This is a genomic window from Nosocomiicoccus sp. HMSC059G07 (assembly GCF_001815515.1).
Taxonomy (GTDB): Bacteria; Bacillota; Bacilli; order Staphylococcales; family Salinicoccaceae; genus Nosocomiicoccus; species Nosocomiicoccus ampullae_A.
Genome location: NZ_KV820866.1, coordinates 141,996 through 160,290, shown reverse-complemented (window position 1 = coordinate 160,290; position 18,295 = coordinate 141,996). Strand labels below are relative to the sequence as shown.

The 18,295-nt window shown below is 38.0% G+C and carries 17 protein-coding genes; all 17 read right to left on the bottom strand.

The window, feature by feature from the left end; translation table 11 throughout:
* Positions 1-7: 7 nt before the first annotated feature.
* The 17 genes from truB to tsf all read right to left on the bottom strand — a co-directional run bounded on the left by truB (position 8) and on the right by tsf (position 18,249).
* A complete protein-coding gene (truB, locus tag HMPREF3029_RS08145; protein ID WP_070710375.1) occupies positions 8-919 on the bottom strand; it encodes a tRNA pseudouridine(55) synthase TruB in 912 nt (303 codons plus the stop codon).
* An 11-nt stretch (positions 920-930) separates the two neighbouring features.
* Complete coding sequence (locus tag HMPREF3029_RS08140) at positions 931-1,122, bottom strand: hypothetical protein (protein ID WP_040929132.1); 192 nt, start codon at positions 1,120-1,122, stop codon at positions 931-933.
* 85 nt (positions 1,123-1,207) lie between these two features.
* The gene (gene rbfA, locus HMPREF3029_RS08135) at positions 1,208-1,555 is read right to left on the bottom strand and encodes a 30S ribosome-binding factor RbfA (protein WP_070457754.1); all 348 of its coding nucleotides are present in this window, start codon (positions 1,553-1,555) and stop codon (positions 1,208-1,210) included.
* Positions 1,556-1,557: 2 nt separating this feature from the next.
* On the bottom strand, positions 1,558-3,645 hold the full coding sequence (gene infB, locus HMPREF3029_RS08130) for a translation initiation factor IF-2 (RefSeq protein WP_070457752.1): 2,088 nt from the start codon (positions 3,643-3,645) through the stop codon (positions 1,558-1,560).
* 4 nt (positions 3,646-3,649) lie between these two features.
* Complete coding sequence (locus HMPREF3029_RS08125; RefSeq protein ID WP_068130470.1) at positions 3,650-3,955, bottom strand: L7Ae/L30e/S12e/Gadd45 family ribosomal protein; 306 nt, start codon at positions 3,953-3,955, stop codon at positions 3,650-3,652.
* Complete coding sequence (rnpM, locus tag HMPREF3029_RS08120; protein ID WP_070710374.1) at positions 3,952-4,236, bottom strand: RNase P modulator RnpM; 285 nt, start codon at positions 4,234-4,236, stop codon at positions 3,952-3,954. Before rnpM ends, HMPREF3029_RS08125 begins: the two co-directional genes overlap by 4 nt.
* A gap of 13 nt (positions 4,237-4,249) precedes the next feature.
* Positions 4,250-5,332: a transcription termination factor NusA gene (gene nusA / locus HMPREF3029_RS08115; protein WP_083315020.1), complete on the bottom strand. Its 1,083-nt coding sequence runs from the start codon at positions 5,330-5,332 to the stop codon at positions 4,250-4,252.
* 14 nt (positions 5,333-5,346) lie between these two features.
* Entirely contained in the window at positions 5,347-5,814 is a 468-nt protein-coding gene (rimP, locus tag HMPREF3029_RS08110; protein ID WP_040929136.1) for a ribosome maturation factor RimP, read from the bottom strand.
* A 106-nt stretch (positions 5,815-5,920) separates the two neighbouring features.
* Positions 5,921-10,198, bottom strand: a complete 4,278-nt coding sequence (locus HMPREF3029_RS08105; RefSeq protein WP_371327390.1) for a PolC-type DNA polymerase III — start codon at positions 10,196-10,198, stop codon at positions 5,921-5,923.
* Between the two features lie 38 nt (positions 10,199-10,236).
* A complete protein-coding gene (locus HMPREF3029_RS08100) occupies positions 10,237-11,928 on the bottom strand; it encodes a proline--tRNA ligase (RefSeq protein ID WP_070710372.1) in 1,692 nt (563 codons plus the stop codon).
* Positions 11,929-11,932: 4 nt separating this feature from the next.
* Positions 11,933-13,237, bottom strand: a complete 1,305-nt coding sequence (gene rseP / locus HMPREF3029_RS08095; protein ID WP_070710371.1) for an RIP metalloprotease RseP — start codon at positions 13,235-13,237, stop codon at positions 11,933-11,935.
* Entirely contained in the window at positions 13,238-14,365 is a 1,128-nt protein-coding gene (gene dxr, locus HMPREF3029_RS08090) for a 1-deoxy-D-xylulose-5-phosphate reductoisomerase (protein WP_070710370.1), read from the bottom strand.
* A gap of 11 nt (positions 14,366-14,376) precedes the next feature.
* The gene (locus HMPREF3029_RS08085) at positions 14,377-15,162 is read right to left on the bottom strand and encodes a phosphatidate cytidylyltransferase (RefSeq protein WP_068130488.1); all 786 of its coding nucleotides are present in this window, start codon (positions 15,160-15,162) and stop codon (positions 14,377-14,379) included.
* Entirely contained in the window at positions 15,152-15,901 is a 750-nt protein-coding gene (locus HMPREF3029_RS08080) for an isoprenyl transferase (protein WP_070457742.1), read from the bottom strand. The genes HMPREF3029_RS08085 and HMPREF3029_RS08080 overlap by 11 nt, the downstream gene beginning before the upstream one ends.
* 109 nt (positions 15,902-16,010) lie before the next feature.
* Positions 16,011-16,568: a ribosome recycling factor gene (frr, locus tag HMPREF3029_RS08075; protein WP_068130493.1), complete on the bottom strand. Its 558-nt coding sequence runs from the start codon at positions 16,566-16,568 to the stop codon at positions 16,011-16,013.
* A gap of 13 nt (positions 16,569-16,581) precedes the next feature.
* Complete coding sequence (gene pyrH, locus HMPREF3029_RS08070) at positions 16,582-17,304, bottom strand: UMP kinase (RefSeq protein ID WP_144265451.1); 723 nt, start codon at positions 17,302-17,304, stop codon at positions 16,582-16,584.
* A 63-nt stretch (positions 17,305-17,367) separates the two neighbouring features.
* Positions 17,368-18,249: a translation elongation factor Ts gene (tsf, locus tag HMPREF3029_RS08065; protein WP_068130499.1), complete on the bottom strand. Its 882-nt coding sequence runs from the start codon at positions 18,247-18,249 to the stop codon at positions 17,368-17,370.
* Positions 18,250-18,295 lie beyond the last annotated feature (46 nt).

Below are 18,295 nucleotides of genomic sequence, written 5' to 3'. Positions count from 1 at the left end.
AAAGCCCTCACAAGTCATTTGACGTAAGAAACATTTTAAACGGTTTAAATTCGTTTTCTTTATGTTTTTTATACAAACCGATTGGTCGGTTGTTTTTAACAAATAAAACAGTCTCTACGTCTTCATTATTCGTTAGTTTCATCATATCATTTTGACTCATCTTTTGCCCATTTGAAATTTTAAACAATGGTCCACGGTCTTTCAGTTCGTCGAACAGTTCTACGGTATATTCATCGCTTAAAACTTCTAAAATCGGAATTATCGACGCTTCACTAATTGTATCTAATTCGACCGCATCATCTTCAGTAAACCCACACGATTCTGTTCTTCTTAAATACGACATATGTGCTTCTACACCGAGTTTACGACCGATGTCTACAGCAAGCGTACGAATGTATGTACCTTTTGAGCATGTTACGTCAATTTGAAAATCTATCGTATCTTTAAACGTAATATCTCCAGTACGTTCTAAACGATAAATCGTAACGACGCGGCTCGGTCTTTCTACCTTTTCGTTATTTCGTGCGTATTCATATAACTTTTTACCGTTTACTTTCACCGAGCTATAGATCGGTACTGTTTGGTTATAATCTCTTTCAAAGTTTTCAATAACGTCGTCGATCATTTCTTTAGTAATATGTGATACGTCACTCGTTTTTACTTTTTCACCTGCAGAATCTTCAGTTGTCGTTGAAAATCCGAGCGTTACTACTGCTGTATAACTTTTTTGTCTTTCTTGTAACACTTCAGTCAGTTGCGTTGCATCTCCAACGACAACCGGTAACACACCAGTCACATCCGGATCTAACGTTCCTGTATGACCGACCTTTTTCATATGTAATTTACGTCTGACTTTCATGACGACGTCATGACTTGTCATACCTTTTGGTTTATCCACACAGATGACTCCACTATACATTGTGACACCTCTTACTTTTTTCGATTAAAAATTTTTTCATATAAAAAGACAAAGAGCCCAGCAATAACAACGATAAATACGAGTGATAAAAATGCCGAACCAAATGTTTTAGTAGGTAGTAAATTGAAAAATAATGCATCGATTCCGATTACTAATAATCCGAGAAATACTAAGTACATTAAAAACCAAAAATTGTTTGACATCTCTTTCCTCCATACAATTATTTAATTATAAATATACCACTTATCTATTCATAAAAAATTAATGAGCGACGAATCGTCGCTCATATTATTTGCCTTCGTTTTTAATTTGGTTTAATAAGTCTTCAATTCTGCTACCGTAGTCGACAGATTGATCGTACTTCACGTAAATTTCTGGTGCTTTTCTTAAACGAATATTTTTTGCAACTGCTGAACGGAGTAATCCACGATATTTATTTAAAATATCTTCAACTTCTCTTTTATTTTCATTTAAAGTCGTAAAGTATACGTTCGCATATTCAAGCTCTTCAGAAACTTCAACTTCAGTCACTGTAACGAGTTTTAACGATGGTTCTTTATCCATCACTTCGTTATCGATGACTTCAGTCACTACTTTTTTAATTTCTTCTGCAACTCGGTCATTACGCTTAGCCATAATTAAACTCTCCTAACTTCAACCATTTGGAACGCTTCGATTTGGTCGCCCTCTTTAATATCGTTAAAGTTTTTGATCGTAATCCCACATTCGTATCCTGAAGCAACTTCTTTTGCGTCGTCTTTAAATCGTTTCAGTGAATCGAGTTCACCTTCAAAGATGACGACACCTTCACGGATTACACGAACGCCTGCGTCTCTAGTAATCTTACCTTCAGTCACGTAAGAACCAGCGATTGTACCGATTTTAGAAACTTTAATCGTTTGACGTACTTCTGCGTATCCAATGACTTCTTCTTCGTATTCAGGGTCGAGCATACCTTTCATTGCTTGCTCTATTTCTTCTAATGCTTTATAGATTACGCGGTGTAGACGAATGTCTACTTTTTCGTTTTCTGCTGTACGACGTGCGTTTGCATCTGGACGTACGTTAAATCCGATAATAATCGCGTTCGATGCGTTTGCAAGTGTAACGTCTGATTCGTTAATTGCTCCAACACCTGTATGGATAATTCGGATATTTACACCTTCAACGTCAATCTTCATGAGTGACGCTGCAAGAGCTTCTACTGTACCTTGAACGTCCGCTTTAAGAATTAAGTTTAAGTCTTTTAACTCGCCTTCTTTAAGCGTTTCAAATAAGTTATCTAAACTAATCTTATTTGTAGACTCGCGGTCGCGCATAATTTTGTCTTCACGGCGTTTTTCACCGATAGAACGTGCCTTTTTATCGTCTTCAAAGACGACGAATCTGTCGCCAGCTTGTGGAATATCGTTTAAACCAGTAATTTCAACTGGTAATGATGGTCCAGCTGTTTGGATTCTTTCACCTAAGTCGTTTGTCATCGCACGTACTTTACCGAACGTATTTCCAACAACTAAAGAATCTCCAACATGTAACGTACCGTGCTGAACGAGTAGCGTCGCTACAGGTCCACGTGATTTGTCGAGCTCTGCTTCGATTACTGTACCAATCGCGTCGCGGTCAGATTTTGTGCTTAACTCTTCGACTTCACTGACTAGTGTAATCATTTCAAGTAAATCATCGATTCCTTCACCAGTTAATGCTGAAAGTGGTACGAAGATCGTATCTCCACCCCAGTCTTCTGGGAATAATCCGTGTTCACCGAGTTCAGTCATGACGCGGTCAGGATTTGCTGTTGGCTTATCGATTTTGTTTACTGCTACGATAATTGGTGTCTCTGCAGCTTTAGCATGGTTTAACGCTTCGATTGTTTGAGGCATTACACCGTCATCTGCTGCGACGACTAGTACTGTTAAGTCTGTCACTTGAGCACCACGTGCACGCATCGTAGTGAACGCTTCGTGTCCTGGTGTATCTAAAAATGTAATATCTTTACCGTTCCAATGAATTTGGTATGCACCGATATGCTGAGTGATTCCACCCGCTTCTCCACTCGTTACGTTTGCGTTACGGATTGAGTCAAGTAGCGTCGTTTTACCGTGGTCAACGTGTCCCATAATCGTAACGATCGCTGGACGCTCTTCTGTTAACTCTTCGTTTTCTAAATCGAAGTAAATATCGAGGTCCGTGTCGTCGATAACTTCTTCTTTTTCAGCTGTATAGCCGTAGTTATCTGCGACGATTTCAACCGCTTCGTCATCTAAACTTTGGTTGATGTTTGTCATAATTCCGAGCATAAATAAGTCTTTAACGACTTTTGATGCGTCGACATTAATTTTTGAAGCAAGCTCACCGACTGTAATTCCTTCTTCATACGTAAACGTCTTTTCACCTTGAACCTCAGCTTTAGCTTCTTTTACAGGCTTTTCTTGTTGTTTTGGTTGTTGCTTTTGCTGCTTATTCTTTTTGTCATTCTTTTTGTTTACGTTCTTTTTATTGTCTTGCTTTTTATTGTTATGTTTATGTTTTTTATCTTTGTTTTGTTTTGGTTTGTCATTTTTCTTTTCTTTTTTAACAAACTTTTGGTCTAATAGTTTAACGTCATCATCGTTTAACGTCTGCATATGAGAGCTAAAGTCTTTTCCACTCTCGTTTAAAGTATTTATAACTTCTTTACTTTGTAAGTTATGTTGTTTCGCGTATTCATGAATTCTAATCTTACTCATTGAATCACGTTCCTTTCTCATTCAACTCTAACAACTTCTTTTTAAAGCCAACATCTGTCACACCGAGAACCACTCGGTTATATGCTCCAGTGCTTTGTGAAAGCTCGTGATTAGTATAATCTTCAATTAAAGGAATTGACTGAGTTGTTGTTTTATCGCGTATTCTCTTTTTTGTACTATTCCCAGCGTCACTTGCTAAGTAAACAAGTTTCACTGATTTACGTTTAATACCATCTAAAGTTAGAGGTTCACCGTTAATTACTTTTCCTGCACGTGTTGCAAGTCCGAGTAAATTTAACTCTTTATTCATCGCTTCGGAATATCCTCGCGGTATATGAGACGAATAATTTCGTCATACACTGGGCCTAACACCTCTGTTGATACACCGAGTTTACTTTCTAAAACCCTTTTGTCACGTGCATCGTTTACTTTTTCTAAATCTTTGACGACGTAGGCACCACGACCGTTTTTCTTTCCAGTTTCATCTGCAAATACTTCGCCGTCTTTCGTTTTAACGATTCGTATAAGATCTTGTTTTTTAAACATTTCACCAGATAAAATATCTTTTCTCATCGGAATTTTTCGTGCCATAAACGTCACACCTCTACTCTTCTACTTCAGTTTCTTCTAAAGTTTCTTCATCCTCAGTATTACCGTTAAATTCAGATTCTGAAACGATATCGATCTTCCAGCCTGTTAACTTCGCAGCAAGTCGTGCGTTTTGACCACGTTTACCAATTGCGAGTGATAACTGGTGATCTGGTACAACGACTGTCGTTGATTTTTCATCTTCATTAATAATTACGTCGACCACTTCTGACGGTGATAATGCGTTTTTAACGTATACTTTAGGATCTTTGTCATATAATACGATGTCGATTTTTTCACCTGATAACTCGTCGACGATTGCTTCAACGCGGGCACCTCTTGCACCAACACATGACCCAACTGCATCGACGTTTTCGTTTTCAGCGTATACTGAAATTTTAGAACGTTCGCCAGCTTCTCTTGCGACACTCATAATCAGTACTGTTCCGTCATAAATTTCTGGAACTTCTTCTTCGAAGAGTCGTTTTAAAAGATTTGGATGTGTACGTGAGACGTAAATTTGTGGTCCACGTGTCGTTTGTTCTACTTTGTTTAAATAGACGCGAATTTTATCGCCAGTTTTGTAGACTTCATTTGCCATACGCTCTGACTCTGGTAATACAGCATCCGTGTTACCAAGTGTGACGTATACGAAACGACTGTCGACTCTATCGACTGTTCCGATTAATAACTCATCTTCTTTATCTATAAACTCTTCATATAAAATTTCACGTTCAGCATCTCGAATTCTTTGCATAACTGCTTGTTTCGCAGCTTGTGCACCGACACGGTTAAAGTCTGAAGGTGTTACGTCTTCATCAAACGGGTCACCGACTTCATATGCTGGGTTGTATTCTCTCGCTGTGAGTAAATCGATCTCTGCTGTGTCGTCTTCTACTTCCTCAACGACGTCTTTTCTAGATACAACGCGGTAGTTTCCTGTGTCCATATTAATTTCTACACGGACGTTTTTATGTTCTTTATAATTTCTTTTATACGCAGTTAAAAGTGCCGCTTCAATTGCTTCAACGAGTACTTCTACTGGGATGTTCTTTTCTTTTTGAATATATTCTATTGCATTCAGTAATTCCTGATTCACTACTATTCCTCCATTCAAACTAATACAGCTTTACGAATTACAGCAATTTTGTCACGATCGACTGTTACAGTCTTTTCGCGCGTTTTATCGCGATACTTAATCGTTACCGAACTGTCATCGTACTCTGTGAGTATCCCTGTCCATTCTTGTTCACCATCGATATGCTGGTACGTTTTTACATAAATACCATTGTTTAAAGTCGTCTCTAAATCTTTTTCAGTTTTGATTGGACGCTCTGCACCTGGTGAAGAGACATCGAGGAAATAATGACCGTCGATAATATCCCATTCGTCTAATTTCTCAGCAAGTACTTCACTGCCACGTACGCAATCATCTAACGTAATTCCACCTGGTTTGTCTAAATAAAATCTTAAAAACCAATCTTTACCTTCTTTTTTGTACTCCACTTCAATTAATGAGTAGTCCAATGATTCTACAACCGGTTCTGCTAATTCAAATATGTGTAATTCTTTTTTATTCACCGATACGTTCACCTCGCTTAAAACATAAGAAAAGAGCGGACACGATGGTGCGCTCTTTTCCAAATCCACAACATTTTATTTCTAGTTAATTATAACACATCATTATTTATAAGTCGAATATAGAAAGCTGTGCTTTATCTGGTAAATGATCTAAACTTCCAAGTTCTGTTAAATAATCGATCACTTTTTGGGATACTCCAGCTTTTTTATTTAAATCTTCTTTACTTATAAAGTGGTCATGTTTTCTCACTTCAGCAATATTTCTTGCAACACTTAGCCCGAGTCCTGGTACTGCAGTAAACGGTGGGATTAAAGCATCGCCTTCTATAATGAAGTGCTCTGGATGAGATTTTTCGATATTGACCGGTAACATATTAATATCACGATGTCTCATCTCATTCACAATTTCTAAAACGATTAATAAGTCTTTTTCTTTTTTCGTTAACTCATTATAGTTGTCTTTCATCTCTTTTACGCGCGTACGAATTGTCGACTTGTCTTTTGTCATCGTCATTAAATCAAAGTCAGCTGCACGTACACTTAAATATGTCGCGTAATATTCTTTAGGATAATGCACTTTAAAGTACGCAATTCTTACTGCCATAAGTACGTACGCTGCTGCGTGTGCTTTCGGGAACATGTACTTAATTTTTAAGCAAGAATCGATATACCAATCTTCTACCCCATTTGCTTTCATCGCTTCAATCCACTCTGGTTGAAGTCCGCGTCCTTTACGTACACTCTCCATAATTTTAAACGCTAAACTCGGCTCGAGTCCTTTATACATTAAAGTAACCATTATATCGTCACGACACCCGATAACTGTTGAAATGTCACAAATTCCTTTTCGGATTAAATCCTGCGCATTTCCTAGCCAAACGTCTGTACCGTGTGATAATCCCGAGATTTGAACGAGCTCACCAAATGTATTTGGTTTTGTATCTTCTAACATTTCACGAACAAAAGGTGTTCCGAATTCAGGTACGCCGTACGTTCCAGTATTACTCATAATGTCATCTCGACTTACACCGAGTACTTCTGGACCTTCAAATAGTTTCATCGTATCTTCGTCGTCGATTCGAATCGTCTTCGGATCCACGCCTGTTAAATCTTCGAGCATACGAATCATCGTCGGATCAACGTGACCAAGGATATCGAGTTTTAAGACGTTTTCGTCGATACTATGGAAGTCAAAGTGTGTCGTACGCCATTCACTCGACGTATCGTCTGCTGGATATTGAATTGGCGTAAAATCAAAGACGTCCATAGAATCCGGGATAACGATAATTCCCCCTGGGTGCTGACCTGTCGTACGTTTAATCCCTTCACTTTCGCTTGATAGTCTATCGATTTCTGCTTTACGTTTATGAAGTCCGTGATCATTCATATATCCATTCACGTATCCGAATGCAGTCTTATCTGCGAGTGTAGAAATCGTTCCTGCACGGTAGACGTAGTCTACACCGAATAGTTCTTTCGTGTAGTTATGTGCTGTCGCTTGATATTCTCCACTAAAGTTTAAATCGATATCTGGAACTTTATCCCCTTTAAATCCTAAAAACGTTTCAAACGGAATATCCTGACCTTCTTTAATGAATTCGACATTACACTTCTCACATTTTTTGTCGGGTAAGTCAAATCCTGAGTTATATTTACCATCGTCGAAAAACTCACTATGCTTACACTTCGGACAAATATAGTGCGGCGGCATTGGGTTAACTTCAGTAATCCCCATCATCGTCGCGACTAAACTTGAACCAACTGAACCACGACTACCTACTAAGTAGCCGTCATCGAGTGATTTTTTAACGAGCTTTTGTGAGATTAGGTACACGACGCCAAATCCGTTTGAGATAATACTGTTTAACTCTTTTTCTAAACGTGCTTCGATGATTTCTGGTAATGGATCACCGTAAATCTCTTTTGCTGTTGAATACGTTAACTCCTTAACTTCTTCGTTTGCATTTTCAATTTCTGGTGTGAATAATCCGTTTTTAATGACTTCGACTTCGTCGATCGAACGACTAATTTCGTTCGTATTTTCAATGACAATTTTTCGTGAAAGTTCGTCACCTAAAAACGAAAAGTCCTCAAGCATTTCAGTCGTCGTTCTAAAATGAGCTTCCGGTAACGTTTGTCGGGATAACGGATTCCCAGGGTTTCCTTTAATGATAATTTCGCGACGAATTTTATCTTTTTTATCGAGATAATGAACGTTTCCTGTCGCGACGACTGGAATCGATAATTCGTCTCCGATTTTAATCATGTTATGAATGAGTTCTTCGTACATATCGTCATCTCGAATTAACTCGCGTTCATAGAGATGAACATATAAGTCTTTCGGGAACACTTCTAAATAGTCATAGTAACGTGCTTTTTTAAGTGCATCGTCATATGACTTTTCTAATAACGTTCGAAACACTTCTCCGTTATCACACGCACTTCCGATAATTAACCCTTCACGGTGAGCGTCTAAAAAGTGCTTTCTCACTCGCGGTACTTGGTAAAAACTATCTGTTAAACTATCTGAAACAATTTTAAATAAGTTTTTTAAACCGATTTGGTTTTTAACTAAAATTGTCGCGTGGCTCGGTTTACTTAACTTAAACGCATCATCTCTAGCGAGCGTATTAATATCCTGATGTGTGGCAATGCCCGCATTCTTTAACTGCGCTAACATCTTTATAAATATAAAACCTGTCGCTTCTGCGTCGTAGATCGCTCTATGGTGACTGACGAGTTCGACGTTATAATGTTTAGCAAGTGCTGCTAAGTTATGACGTTTTAAGTCTTTATTGAGTACTCTCGTAATCTCTAACGTGTCGATGACAGGGTTATCTGACGGACCAAACCCAAGCTTAGTGAACGCCGTATCAATGAAGCCCATGTCAAACGTCGCGTTATGTGCGACATATATCGCATCCCCGACCCACTCTCTAAATTCAGGGAGAACATCTTCAAATTCACGTTCGTTTTCTAACATCGAATCTGTAATACCTGTTAAGTTTTTAATGACCTCTGATAACGGTTCATGCGGATTAATAAAGCTTTCATAACGGTCGATGATTTCACCGTTATGTACTTTAACTGCTGCGAGTTCGATAATTTTATCGTATCTACTAGATAACCCTGTCGTCTCAACGTCAAATACGACGTACGTCGCGTCTTCTAAACGCACTGGACTATCTTTAAATGCGAGTTTCGCACTATCTTCGACGATGTTTGCTTCCATACCAAAGAGCATTTTTAAACCTTTACTTTTAGCATAATTATATGCGTTCGGGAATGCTTGAACGTTGTTATGGTCTGTTATAGCAAGTGCAGGATGTCCGTATTCAACCGCGCGGTCAATATAATCTTCTATTGTCGTCACACCGTCCATCGCACTCATCATCGTATGAAGATGAAGTTCGACACGCTTCTCTTCACTATCATCTTCATGTTTAGGTGGTTTAGTAATCGTTAACGCACGTAAATTCATGACAAGGTCTTTTGCGAAGTCATCGTACTCAATATTTCCTTCGACGATTACCCAGTCCCCTTTATTCAGCGCTTCGAATACGTTAGTTTCTTCTTCTTTGTTACCGAAACGTTTCACTTGAATGCTATCCGTGTAGTCGGTAATTTTCATATTTAAAATTTGCTTTCCAGTACGTGTATGTATCACGTCTTTACTGAAAATTACACCTTCTAATCGGACGTTATATTCTTCATCTTCGATCGTATACATCTTTCTTACGCCATCAAACGTAAGTTTTTTACCGATTTGCTTAACGATTTCTTTAGGCTTCGATACTTCTTTTTCTTTCTCTTTTTTATGTTGTTCTAATAATTTTTCTGTATGATTCGTAATTTTTTGATCGAGTTTTTCATCGTTTTTTGTTTGTGCATCAAAATCTACATCTGCCACGATGTCTGAGATGAGGATGCCATATGAACGATATTCTAAAATTAAATTGTTTTTAATTTTTCGTTCAAAATATTCTTTAGTAACGTCACTCGTAAAACTAAATTTTAAAGTGTCGTCGTTATACATAATTTTCGAATTGTTAATTTGGCGCTTAAAGTTTTCAGTCACTTCGATATTTTCTAGCGCTTCTTTTAAATACTCGTAAATGTCTCGCTCTTTGAATTCATTAGCATGTACTCTTAAGCGAACCGTTGCGATATTTCGAAACGTCTCTTCGACTTTTTGCTTTAAAAACGCAAATACCGCGTAATCGATCAGCGTCTCAAAATGTATATGAAACTCCCATTCACGCGTTTTGTCGTCGACGATTACTTTTCTAAGTTCCCCGCCAGTTAACTGTTCATTGTCTTCTATATTTGCCTGTTGTAAGAGTATGTTAAATTGCCGGTTGTAATCCACAAAGCATCTCTCCAAAAAGAAGCGTAAATCTCTCGATTTACGCTGTAGTATTGTTAGTTATAATGTTCGTTTATAAATGATTCTAAGTCTTCTAATTTAACGTCGTGCGTTTTTTCACTATTTCTAAATTTCACTTCAACGACACCATCTTTAATACCGCGCCCTACGACAACTCTTACTGGAATGCCGATTAAGTCTGAGTCGTTAAATTTAACACCCGCACGCTCATCACGGTCATCGAGTAACACTTTATATTGTTTAGATAGTGAATCGTATAATTCTTCAGCTGGATTTACGAACTCTTCTTTTTTAACGTTCATCATGACGATGTGTACGTCAAAAGGAGTGACAGATTTCGGCCACATAATTCCATTTTCGTCGTGGTATTTTTCAATGATTGCTGATAAAGCTCTTGAAATACCAATACCATAGCATCCCATTAATACTGGAACACTTTGGCCACGTTCGTTTAACACTGTTAAATTTAATGCTTCACTATATTCAGTACCTAGCTCGAACACTTGTCCAACTTCGATACCTTCTCTAAACTTCACTGGTCCGCTACCGTCTGGTGCCATTTCACCTTCAGTAATGAATCTGAAATCTCCGACGTCTTCGACCTCAACGTCTTTTAAGTTCACGTTGATAAAGTGATAATTATCTTCATTCGCACCAACTGGGAAGTTCTTCATCACTTCTACTTGATAATCGATATATACAGGAATTTTACTGTTAACTGGTCCGAGTGATCCTGTGTGTGCATTGAAAATTTCTAAAATATCTGATTGATCTGCAAGCTCTGGCTCTGTATTTGAGTTAAAGAATGATTTTAATTTAATCGTATTTAACTCGTGATCACCACGAAGTACGATCATTTTAAATTCACCGTCGACGTTAACGACCATCGTTTTCGTCGTTTCTTTTAGATCAATACCGAGTAAATCAGCAAGTTCACTACATGATTTTACGTTCGGTGTATCTACTTTTTCAATGTCTTTTTCTGCATCATTGCTTTTTTCTTCAGGACGTAAGCACGCTGCTTTTTCGATGTTTGCAGCATAATCACTATTTTCACTGAATACAATCGTATCTTCACCAATTTCAGATAGCGCCATAAATTCGTGAGTGTGTGAACCACCGATTGCACCACTATCTGCTTCAACTGCTCTAAAATCTAAACCGAAACGTGTAAATATTTTTTCATACGCATTGTACATATCTTGATACGTTTTAGACAGTGACTCTTGGTCGATGTGGAACGAATACGCATCTTTCATAATGAATTCTCTTCCACGTAATAATCCAAAGCGTGGGCGTAGTTCGTCACGGAATTTCGTTTGGATTTGGTAAATCGTGAGTGGTAGACGTTTATAACTACGTAACTCGTCTCTCACTAAGTCCACGACGACTTCTTCATGTGTTGGTCCGAGTAAAAAGTCTCTATCGTGACGGTCTTTTAAACGCATTAATTCTTTACCATATTTCTCCCAGCGGCCAGACTCTTCCCACAATTCTCTCGGTGCGAGTACTGGCATTTGAACTTCGTTTCCATCGATACGGTTCATTTCTTCACGTACGATGTTTTCGATGTTTTGTAGTACGAGTTTTGTAATTGGTAAGTACGTATACACCCCGCGCGCGAGTTGTTTAATCATGCCTGACTTTAACATTAACTGGTGACTTAAACTTTCAGCTGAAGCTGGAACTTCACGCTGCGTTGGTATAAACATTTTTGATTGTCTCATTCAATTATCCCCCTAAGAAAAATACTTTGATGTCATTCCATGTCACTAAGATCATAATCATTATAACGAATAATACACCAGCAATTTGAATATTCATTGCAACCTTTTTATTTACCGGTTTTCTAAATATCGCTTCGTATAAGACGAATAATATTCTTCCTCCGTCAAGTGCTGGAATTGGTAATAAGTTCATTACCCCTAGGTTTACACTAATCATCGCAGTAAATGCGATTAAACTAATAATTCCAAGCTGTGCGACAGATTCTGTCACTTTATAAATACCGACAGGTCCGTTTAACATATCAAATGTAAACTCACCTTGGAATATCGATAAGAACAATTGACCGAGTAACGTGAGTAACATCGTACTCACTTCAATCATTCTTTCAGTACCCCAAAGTATCGGTTCGAAAATATTTTTAGGTTCTGCCATCATTTGACGCACACCGATAATTAAACGTTTCTCAACGTCACCGGTTGGTGTCTCTGTTTCTTCAATCATCGGTACGATGTCAACTTCACGTACCTTACCGTCGTTTTCAACTTTAAACGTAATCGGTTTATCTTCTCCACCGTTTGCTGCGATTGTTTGTGTCATTTCTGTCCAGTCACTGACGACTTGACCGTTGACTTCTTTCACTTCGTCACCAGCGACAATTCCAGCTTTTTCTGCTGGAGACCCTTCAGATACTTCACCGACAGTCGGTGTATCGACTGTTTTACCAACAACATAAGCTAAAAAGATAAATAACACAAATGCGAGTAGGAAGTTAAATAATGGTCCCGCAAACAATGTTAAAAATCGTTGCCACGGTGTCTTTGACTCAAAACGCTCATCGTAGCTTGCGATACGTTCTAATTGTCCGTTCTCTACTAAATACGCTGTTTTTGCGAGCGTGTACGTGACGATATTATTGTCGCTATAGCGATTCGCTGTCACTGTCATTTTCTCAACAAAATCGTTGTCAATAACTTCCACCGCTTCGATGTCGTTAAAATTATGTTTATCATCTAATAATACGTGTGTAATTTCGTTTGAATCGTTTAATTTTAGTGCGATGCTCATCCCTTTGTTTAAAGGGTTCACTTCCATATCCGCACTTGCCATACGAACGTATCCTCCGACTGGTAATAAACGAATTGTATATAACGTGTCGTTATGGCTGTATGAAAATAATTTTGGTCCCATTCCAATCGCAAACTCCGGACAATAGATACCTGCACGTTTTGCAAAGTATAAGTGACCGAGTTCATGTACTGTAACGAGTACTCCAAATACGACTATAAAAGATAAAATACCTACCAACAGTTAAACCCTCCAGTCCGACTTATATAACTTATCATAATGTAAAATCGTTTCGAGGTCTGGATTTTGTACAACCTCATGGTGTGCCATTCTCGATTCAACGATATCTTCTATTTCTAAAAATGTAATTTCATCGTTTAAAAACCTGTTCACCGCATACTCATTCGCTGCGTTCATAACCGCTGGCATCGTTCCACCAACTTTTAACGCATCATACGCAAGTTGAATCATTTTAAATCGCTTAAAGTCCATCGGTTCAAAATTTAATGTCGATAACGTATTGATATCCAGTGGATTGTCTTTATAAATACGGTCTGGATACGTCATCGCGTATTGAATCGCTGTACGCATATCACTATTTCCAAGTTGAGCGATTATACTATTATCCGTAAACTCAACCATCGAGTGTATAATGCTTTCACGATGAATTAGCGTTTTAATTTTATCGATTGGTATATTAAATAAGTGATGTGCTTCGATGACTTCTAAACCTTTATTCATCATCGTTGCGCTGTCGATCGTAATCTTTTGCCCCATCGACCAGTTCGGATGGTTTAACGCATCTTTTTTCGTGACGTGTTTTAACTCTTCACGTGTTAAATCTCTAAAACTTCCGCCTGAAGCAGTAATAATCAATTGATGAATTTGAGAAACATCTTCACCGTTTAAACATTGAAAAATCGCAGAATGTTCACTATCGACAGGAATAATTTCTGCACCGTACTCTTTTGCATGCTTCATGACGATGTCACCTGCTGCGACGAGTGTTTCCTTGTTAGCTAAAGCGATTTTACGCCCCTTTTCAATTGCGCGTAACGTCGGAACGAGTCCGACACTTCCTAATATCGCAGTCACTAATATATCCGCGTCATATGTCGCAACGTCTACTAGACCATCATTTCCGTACGTAAATGTCACATCTGTAAACTCACCTTTTAAAGATGTCGCATCTCGTTCGTCCATGACTGATACGAGTTTCGGTTTAAACTCTGTAATAATTTGCCTTAACATCTCGATATTTCGACCTGCAGAAATTGCTTCTACAGAAAACTTATCACTATTATACCTTATGACGTCTAGTGTTTGAGTTCCAATTGACCCCGTCACACCTAATATCGATATTTTTTTCATAAAGTCACCTTCTAAATAATTATCGGTAGTATATTCATTAACGGTAGAACGAATATAAAACTATCGAATCTGTCTAGAATACCACCGTGGCCAGGTAAAATTGTCCCTGAATCTTTGACGTCAAAATGTCTCTTTAATGCAGATTCAACGAGATCTCCCATTTGACCAAATGCACTTAAAATCACCGTTAAAACGATGAGTGAAAACATATTGTTATCTAAAAGACCCGTCAGTGAAAATATTACTGCAAGAACTGCAGCACTAAATAGCCCACCGAGCGCACCTTCTATCGTTTTATTTGGTGAGATACGCGGCCATAATTTTCGCTTACCAATGGCGCGTCCAAATAAATACGCACCTGTATCTGTCGTCCATACGATTAAAAGTCCGTACATTAAATAAATCAAACCAGCATTTCTCGTTTCATATGCATACATAAATCCAATACCGATATAAGCGACACTCATGACACAAAATCCCATGTCGACAAACGAGAATCGGTTATTAGATATAACAGTAAACGACAACATAACGAGCGCAATACCGATGAGTAAATTTAAACGGTACGCTTCAACTGTTGGTAAAAATGTCGAATTTGGTCCGAGGATTAAAAACAACGCGAGAATTGACATAATACCCGGCACACTGAAAATATGAATTCGATTCATTTTTAAGATTTCGTATAAAGCGACAAAAGACATTAAGTAAACGAGCGCTAAAAATGGAATACCGCCGTAGATTACAAGAGGTAAAAATATGAGTAACGCGACAACTGCTGTAATAACTCTAGTTTTCATCGTGACGTTCCTCCTTTAACCCACCAAATCTTCGGTCTCTTTTACAATAACTTTCTATAATCGAATTGAACTCTTCAACAGATAATTCCGGCCAATACGTATCTGTAAAATATAATTCACTATACGAAATTTGCCATAATAAAAAGTTACTTATTCGATATTCCCCACTCGTACGAATGAGTAATTCCGGATCCGGATAGTCTTTTGTATATAAATACGTGCTAAACGTTTCGTCAGTAATATTTGATGACTCTATAGTCCCTCTTTCTACGTCTTTTGCGATATTTTTTACAGCGCGTACAATTTCATTTCTACCACCGTAATTCAGCGCAAAAATTAACGTTAAACCCGTATTGTTTTTTGTTTTATTGACGGCATAAGAGACGGCTTTTTTAGTATGTAAAGGTAATTCATCAAATTCACCGATCGTCTCTACTTTTACATTTTCTCTCATCAATTCTGGTAAGAATTTGTTCATAAAAATTCCAGGAAGCTTCATCAAAAATGATACTTCACTTTGTGGGCGTGACCAGTTCTCTGTAGAAAATGCATATAGCGTTAAATACTTTATATTTAATTGATTCGCAGCTACGACTATTCGACGAACAGCCTCCATACCTTGTTCGTGCCCTTTTACTCGAGGTAATCCAAGGCTTTTAGCGTATCTGCCGTTTCCATCCATGATAATCGCTACATGGTTTGGACCATTTATATCGGTCGAGTTTTTCTCATTAAACATAAGTAGCCTCCGAGTTAAAATTAAAAAACGTACAGACTGTACATATTAATCTATTTTAACATAAGAAACATTAAAAAATACAGGTAAGCGAATGCTTACCTGTAAACTTTTAAACTTCCATAATGTCTGCTTCTTTTTCCTTTACGCGTTCGTCGATGATGTTCACAAATTTATTTGTTAAATCTTGAACATCTTCTTCTAATGAACGTAATTCGTCTTCACTAATTTCAGAGTCTTTCTCTTGTTTCTTTAGTGTATCGTTTGCATCACGGCGGATGTTACGAATAACGACTTTAGAGTTTTCACCAACGCTTTTAACGTCTTTTGTTAATTCTTTACGTCTGTCTTCTGTTAGTTGCGGAATTGTAATACGAATCATCGTACCATCTGACGTTGGGTTCACACCTAAGTCAGCTAATTGAATCGCTTTTAATACGTCGTCTACTGAGCTTTTGTCGTACGGTGTCACTGTTAACATTCTCGCTTCTGGAACTTGAATGTTCGCAAGTTGTTGAAGCGGAGTGTCTGCACCGTAATAGTTTACGTATACGCGGTCTAATAGACTTGCGTTTGCTGTTGCTGTACGAATTCCTGCAAGTTCACGATTTAACGCATCAATTGCGTCATTCATTTTCTTTTCTGCTTGTTTCAATACGTCGTTAGCCATTATTTTCTCCCTTTTAATCTGTTATCGTTGTACCAATATCTTCGCCGAGTACTGCGCGTTTGATATTGCCCTCTTCTGTAATTGAAAATACCACAAGTGGGATAGAGTTGTCCATACAAAACGATGTTGCTGTCGCGTCCATCACTTGTAAGTTCTTCTGTAACATGTCGATATAAGAAAGCGATTCGAACTTTGTCGCTGTGTCGTCGTGCTTTGGATCTGCTGAATATACGCCGTCTACGTTATTTTTACCCATTAAGATAACGTCAGCATTGATTTCAGCTGCACGTAATGCTGCTGTTGTATCTGTTGAGAAGTACGGGTTACCAATTCCTGCTGCAAATATAACGACGCGTCTTTTTTCTAAGTGACGAATCGCACGACGTCGAATATACGGCTCTGCAATTTGTTTCATTTCAATCGATGTTAATACGCGTGTATCAACACCTAATTGTTCTAAACTGTCTTGTAACGCGAGTGAGTTCATTACTGTAGCGAGCATACCGATATAGTCTGCGTTCCCACGTTCCATACCTAAGTCACTTCCAGTTTTACCACGCCAAATGTTTCCACCGCCGACGATTACAGCGATTTCTACATCTAGTTCTCTCGCTTCTTTAATTTGCTTTGCGATATTTTTAATGATATCCGGTTTAATTCCGACACCTTCTCCACCAGCAAGTGCCTCACCAGAAAGTTTTAATACGATGCGTTCATATTTAGAAGAACTCATGATTTTCATTCCTTTTAACTGTTATATATATTGATATAGAAAAAAGACACCGAAGTGTCTTTTTAATTACTGACCCATTTGGCCTTTAACTTCTGCAGCAAAGTCTTCATTACGTTTTTCTAAACCTTCACCTAGTCCGAAACGAACGAAAGTAACGAGTTCAGCGTTGTTTTCTTTTAAGAATTGATCGACAGTTTTGTCACTATCTTTAACGAATGGTTGTGAACCGATGACGATTTCTTCTAAGAATTTACGCATTCTTCCTTCAACCATTTTATCAACGATGTTTTCTGGTTTACCTTCTTCAAGCGCTTGGTTACGTAATACTTCACGCTCTTTATCTAACTCTTCTTGTGGTACTTCGTCTTGTTTTGCATATTGAGGATTTAATGCAGCAGCGTGCATTGAAACATCTTTAGCGATTGCTTCGTCTGTTGAACCTTCAATTACAGATAACACACCAATCGTACCACCCATGTGGATGTACTCACCGAATGCACCATTTTCTGGCTTAGTTAAAACTTCAAAACGACGGATGTTCATGTTTTCACCAATTGTAGCAATTGCTGATTTCATAACTTCCTCAACTGATTGACCATCTAATTCAGAAGCGTTTAACTCTTCAAGATTAGCTGGTTTTGTTTTAACGATATGCTCAGCAATTTTCTTAACTAAGTTTTGGAACTGTTCGTTACGTGCAACGAAGTCAGTTTCAGCGTTAATTTCAACGATTGCTGCATCGTTACCGTCTACTGCGATTTCAATTAAACCTTCAGTAGCGATACGGTCTGCTTTTTTACCAGCAGAAGCAATACCTTTTTCACGTAGGTATTGGATTGCTTCTTCGATGTTACCATCAGTTTCTTGTAACGCTTTTTTACAATCCATCATACCTGCGCCAGTTTTTTCACGTAATTCTTTAACTAATTGAGCTGTAATTTTAGCCATTATTGTTCCTCCATATTCTTTAAAATCAATTTATGTTTTAAAAAAG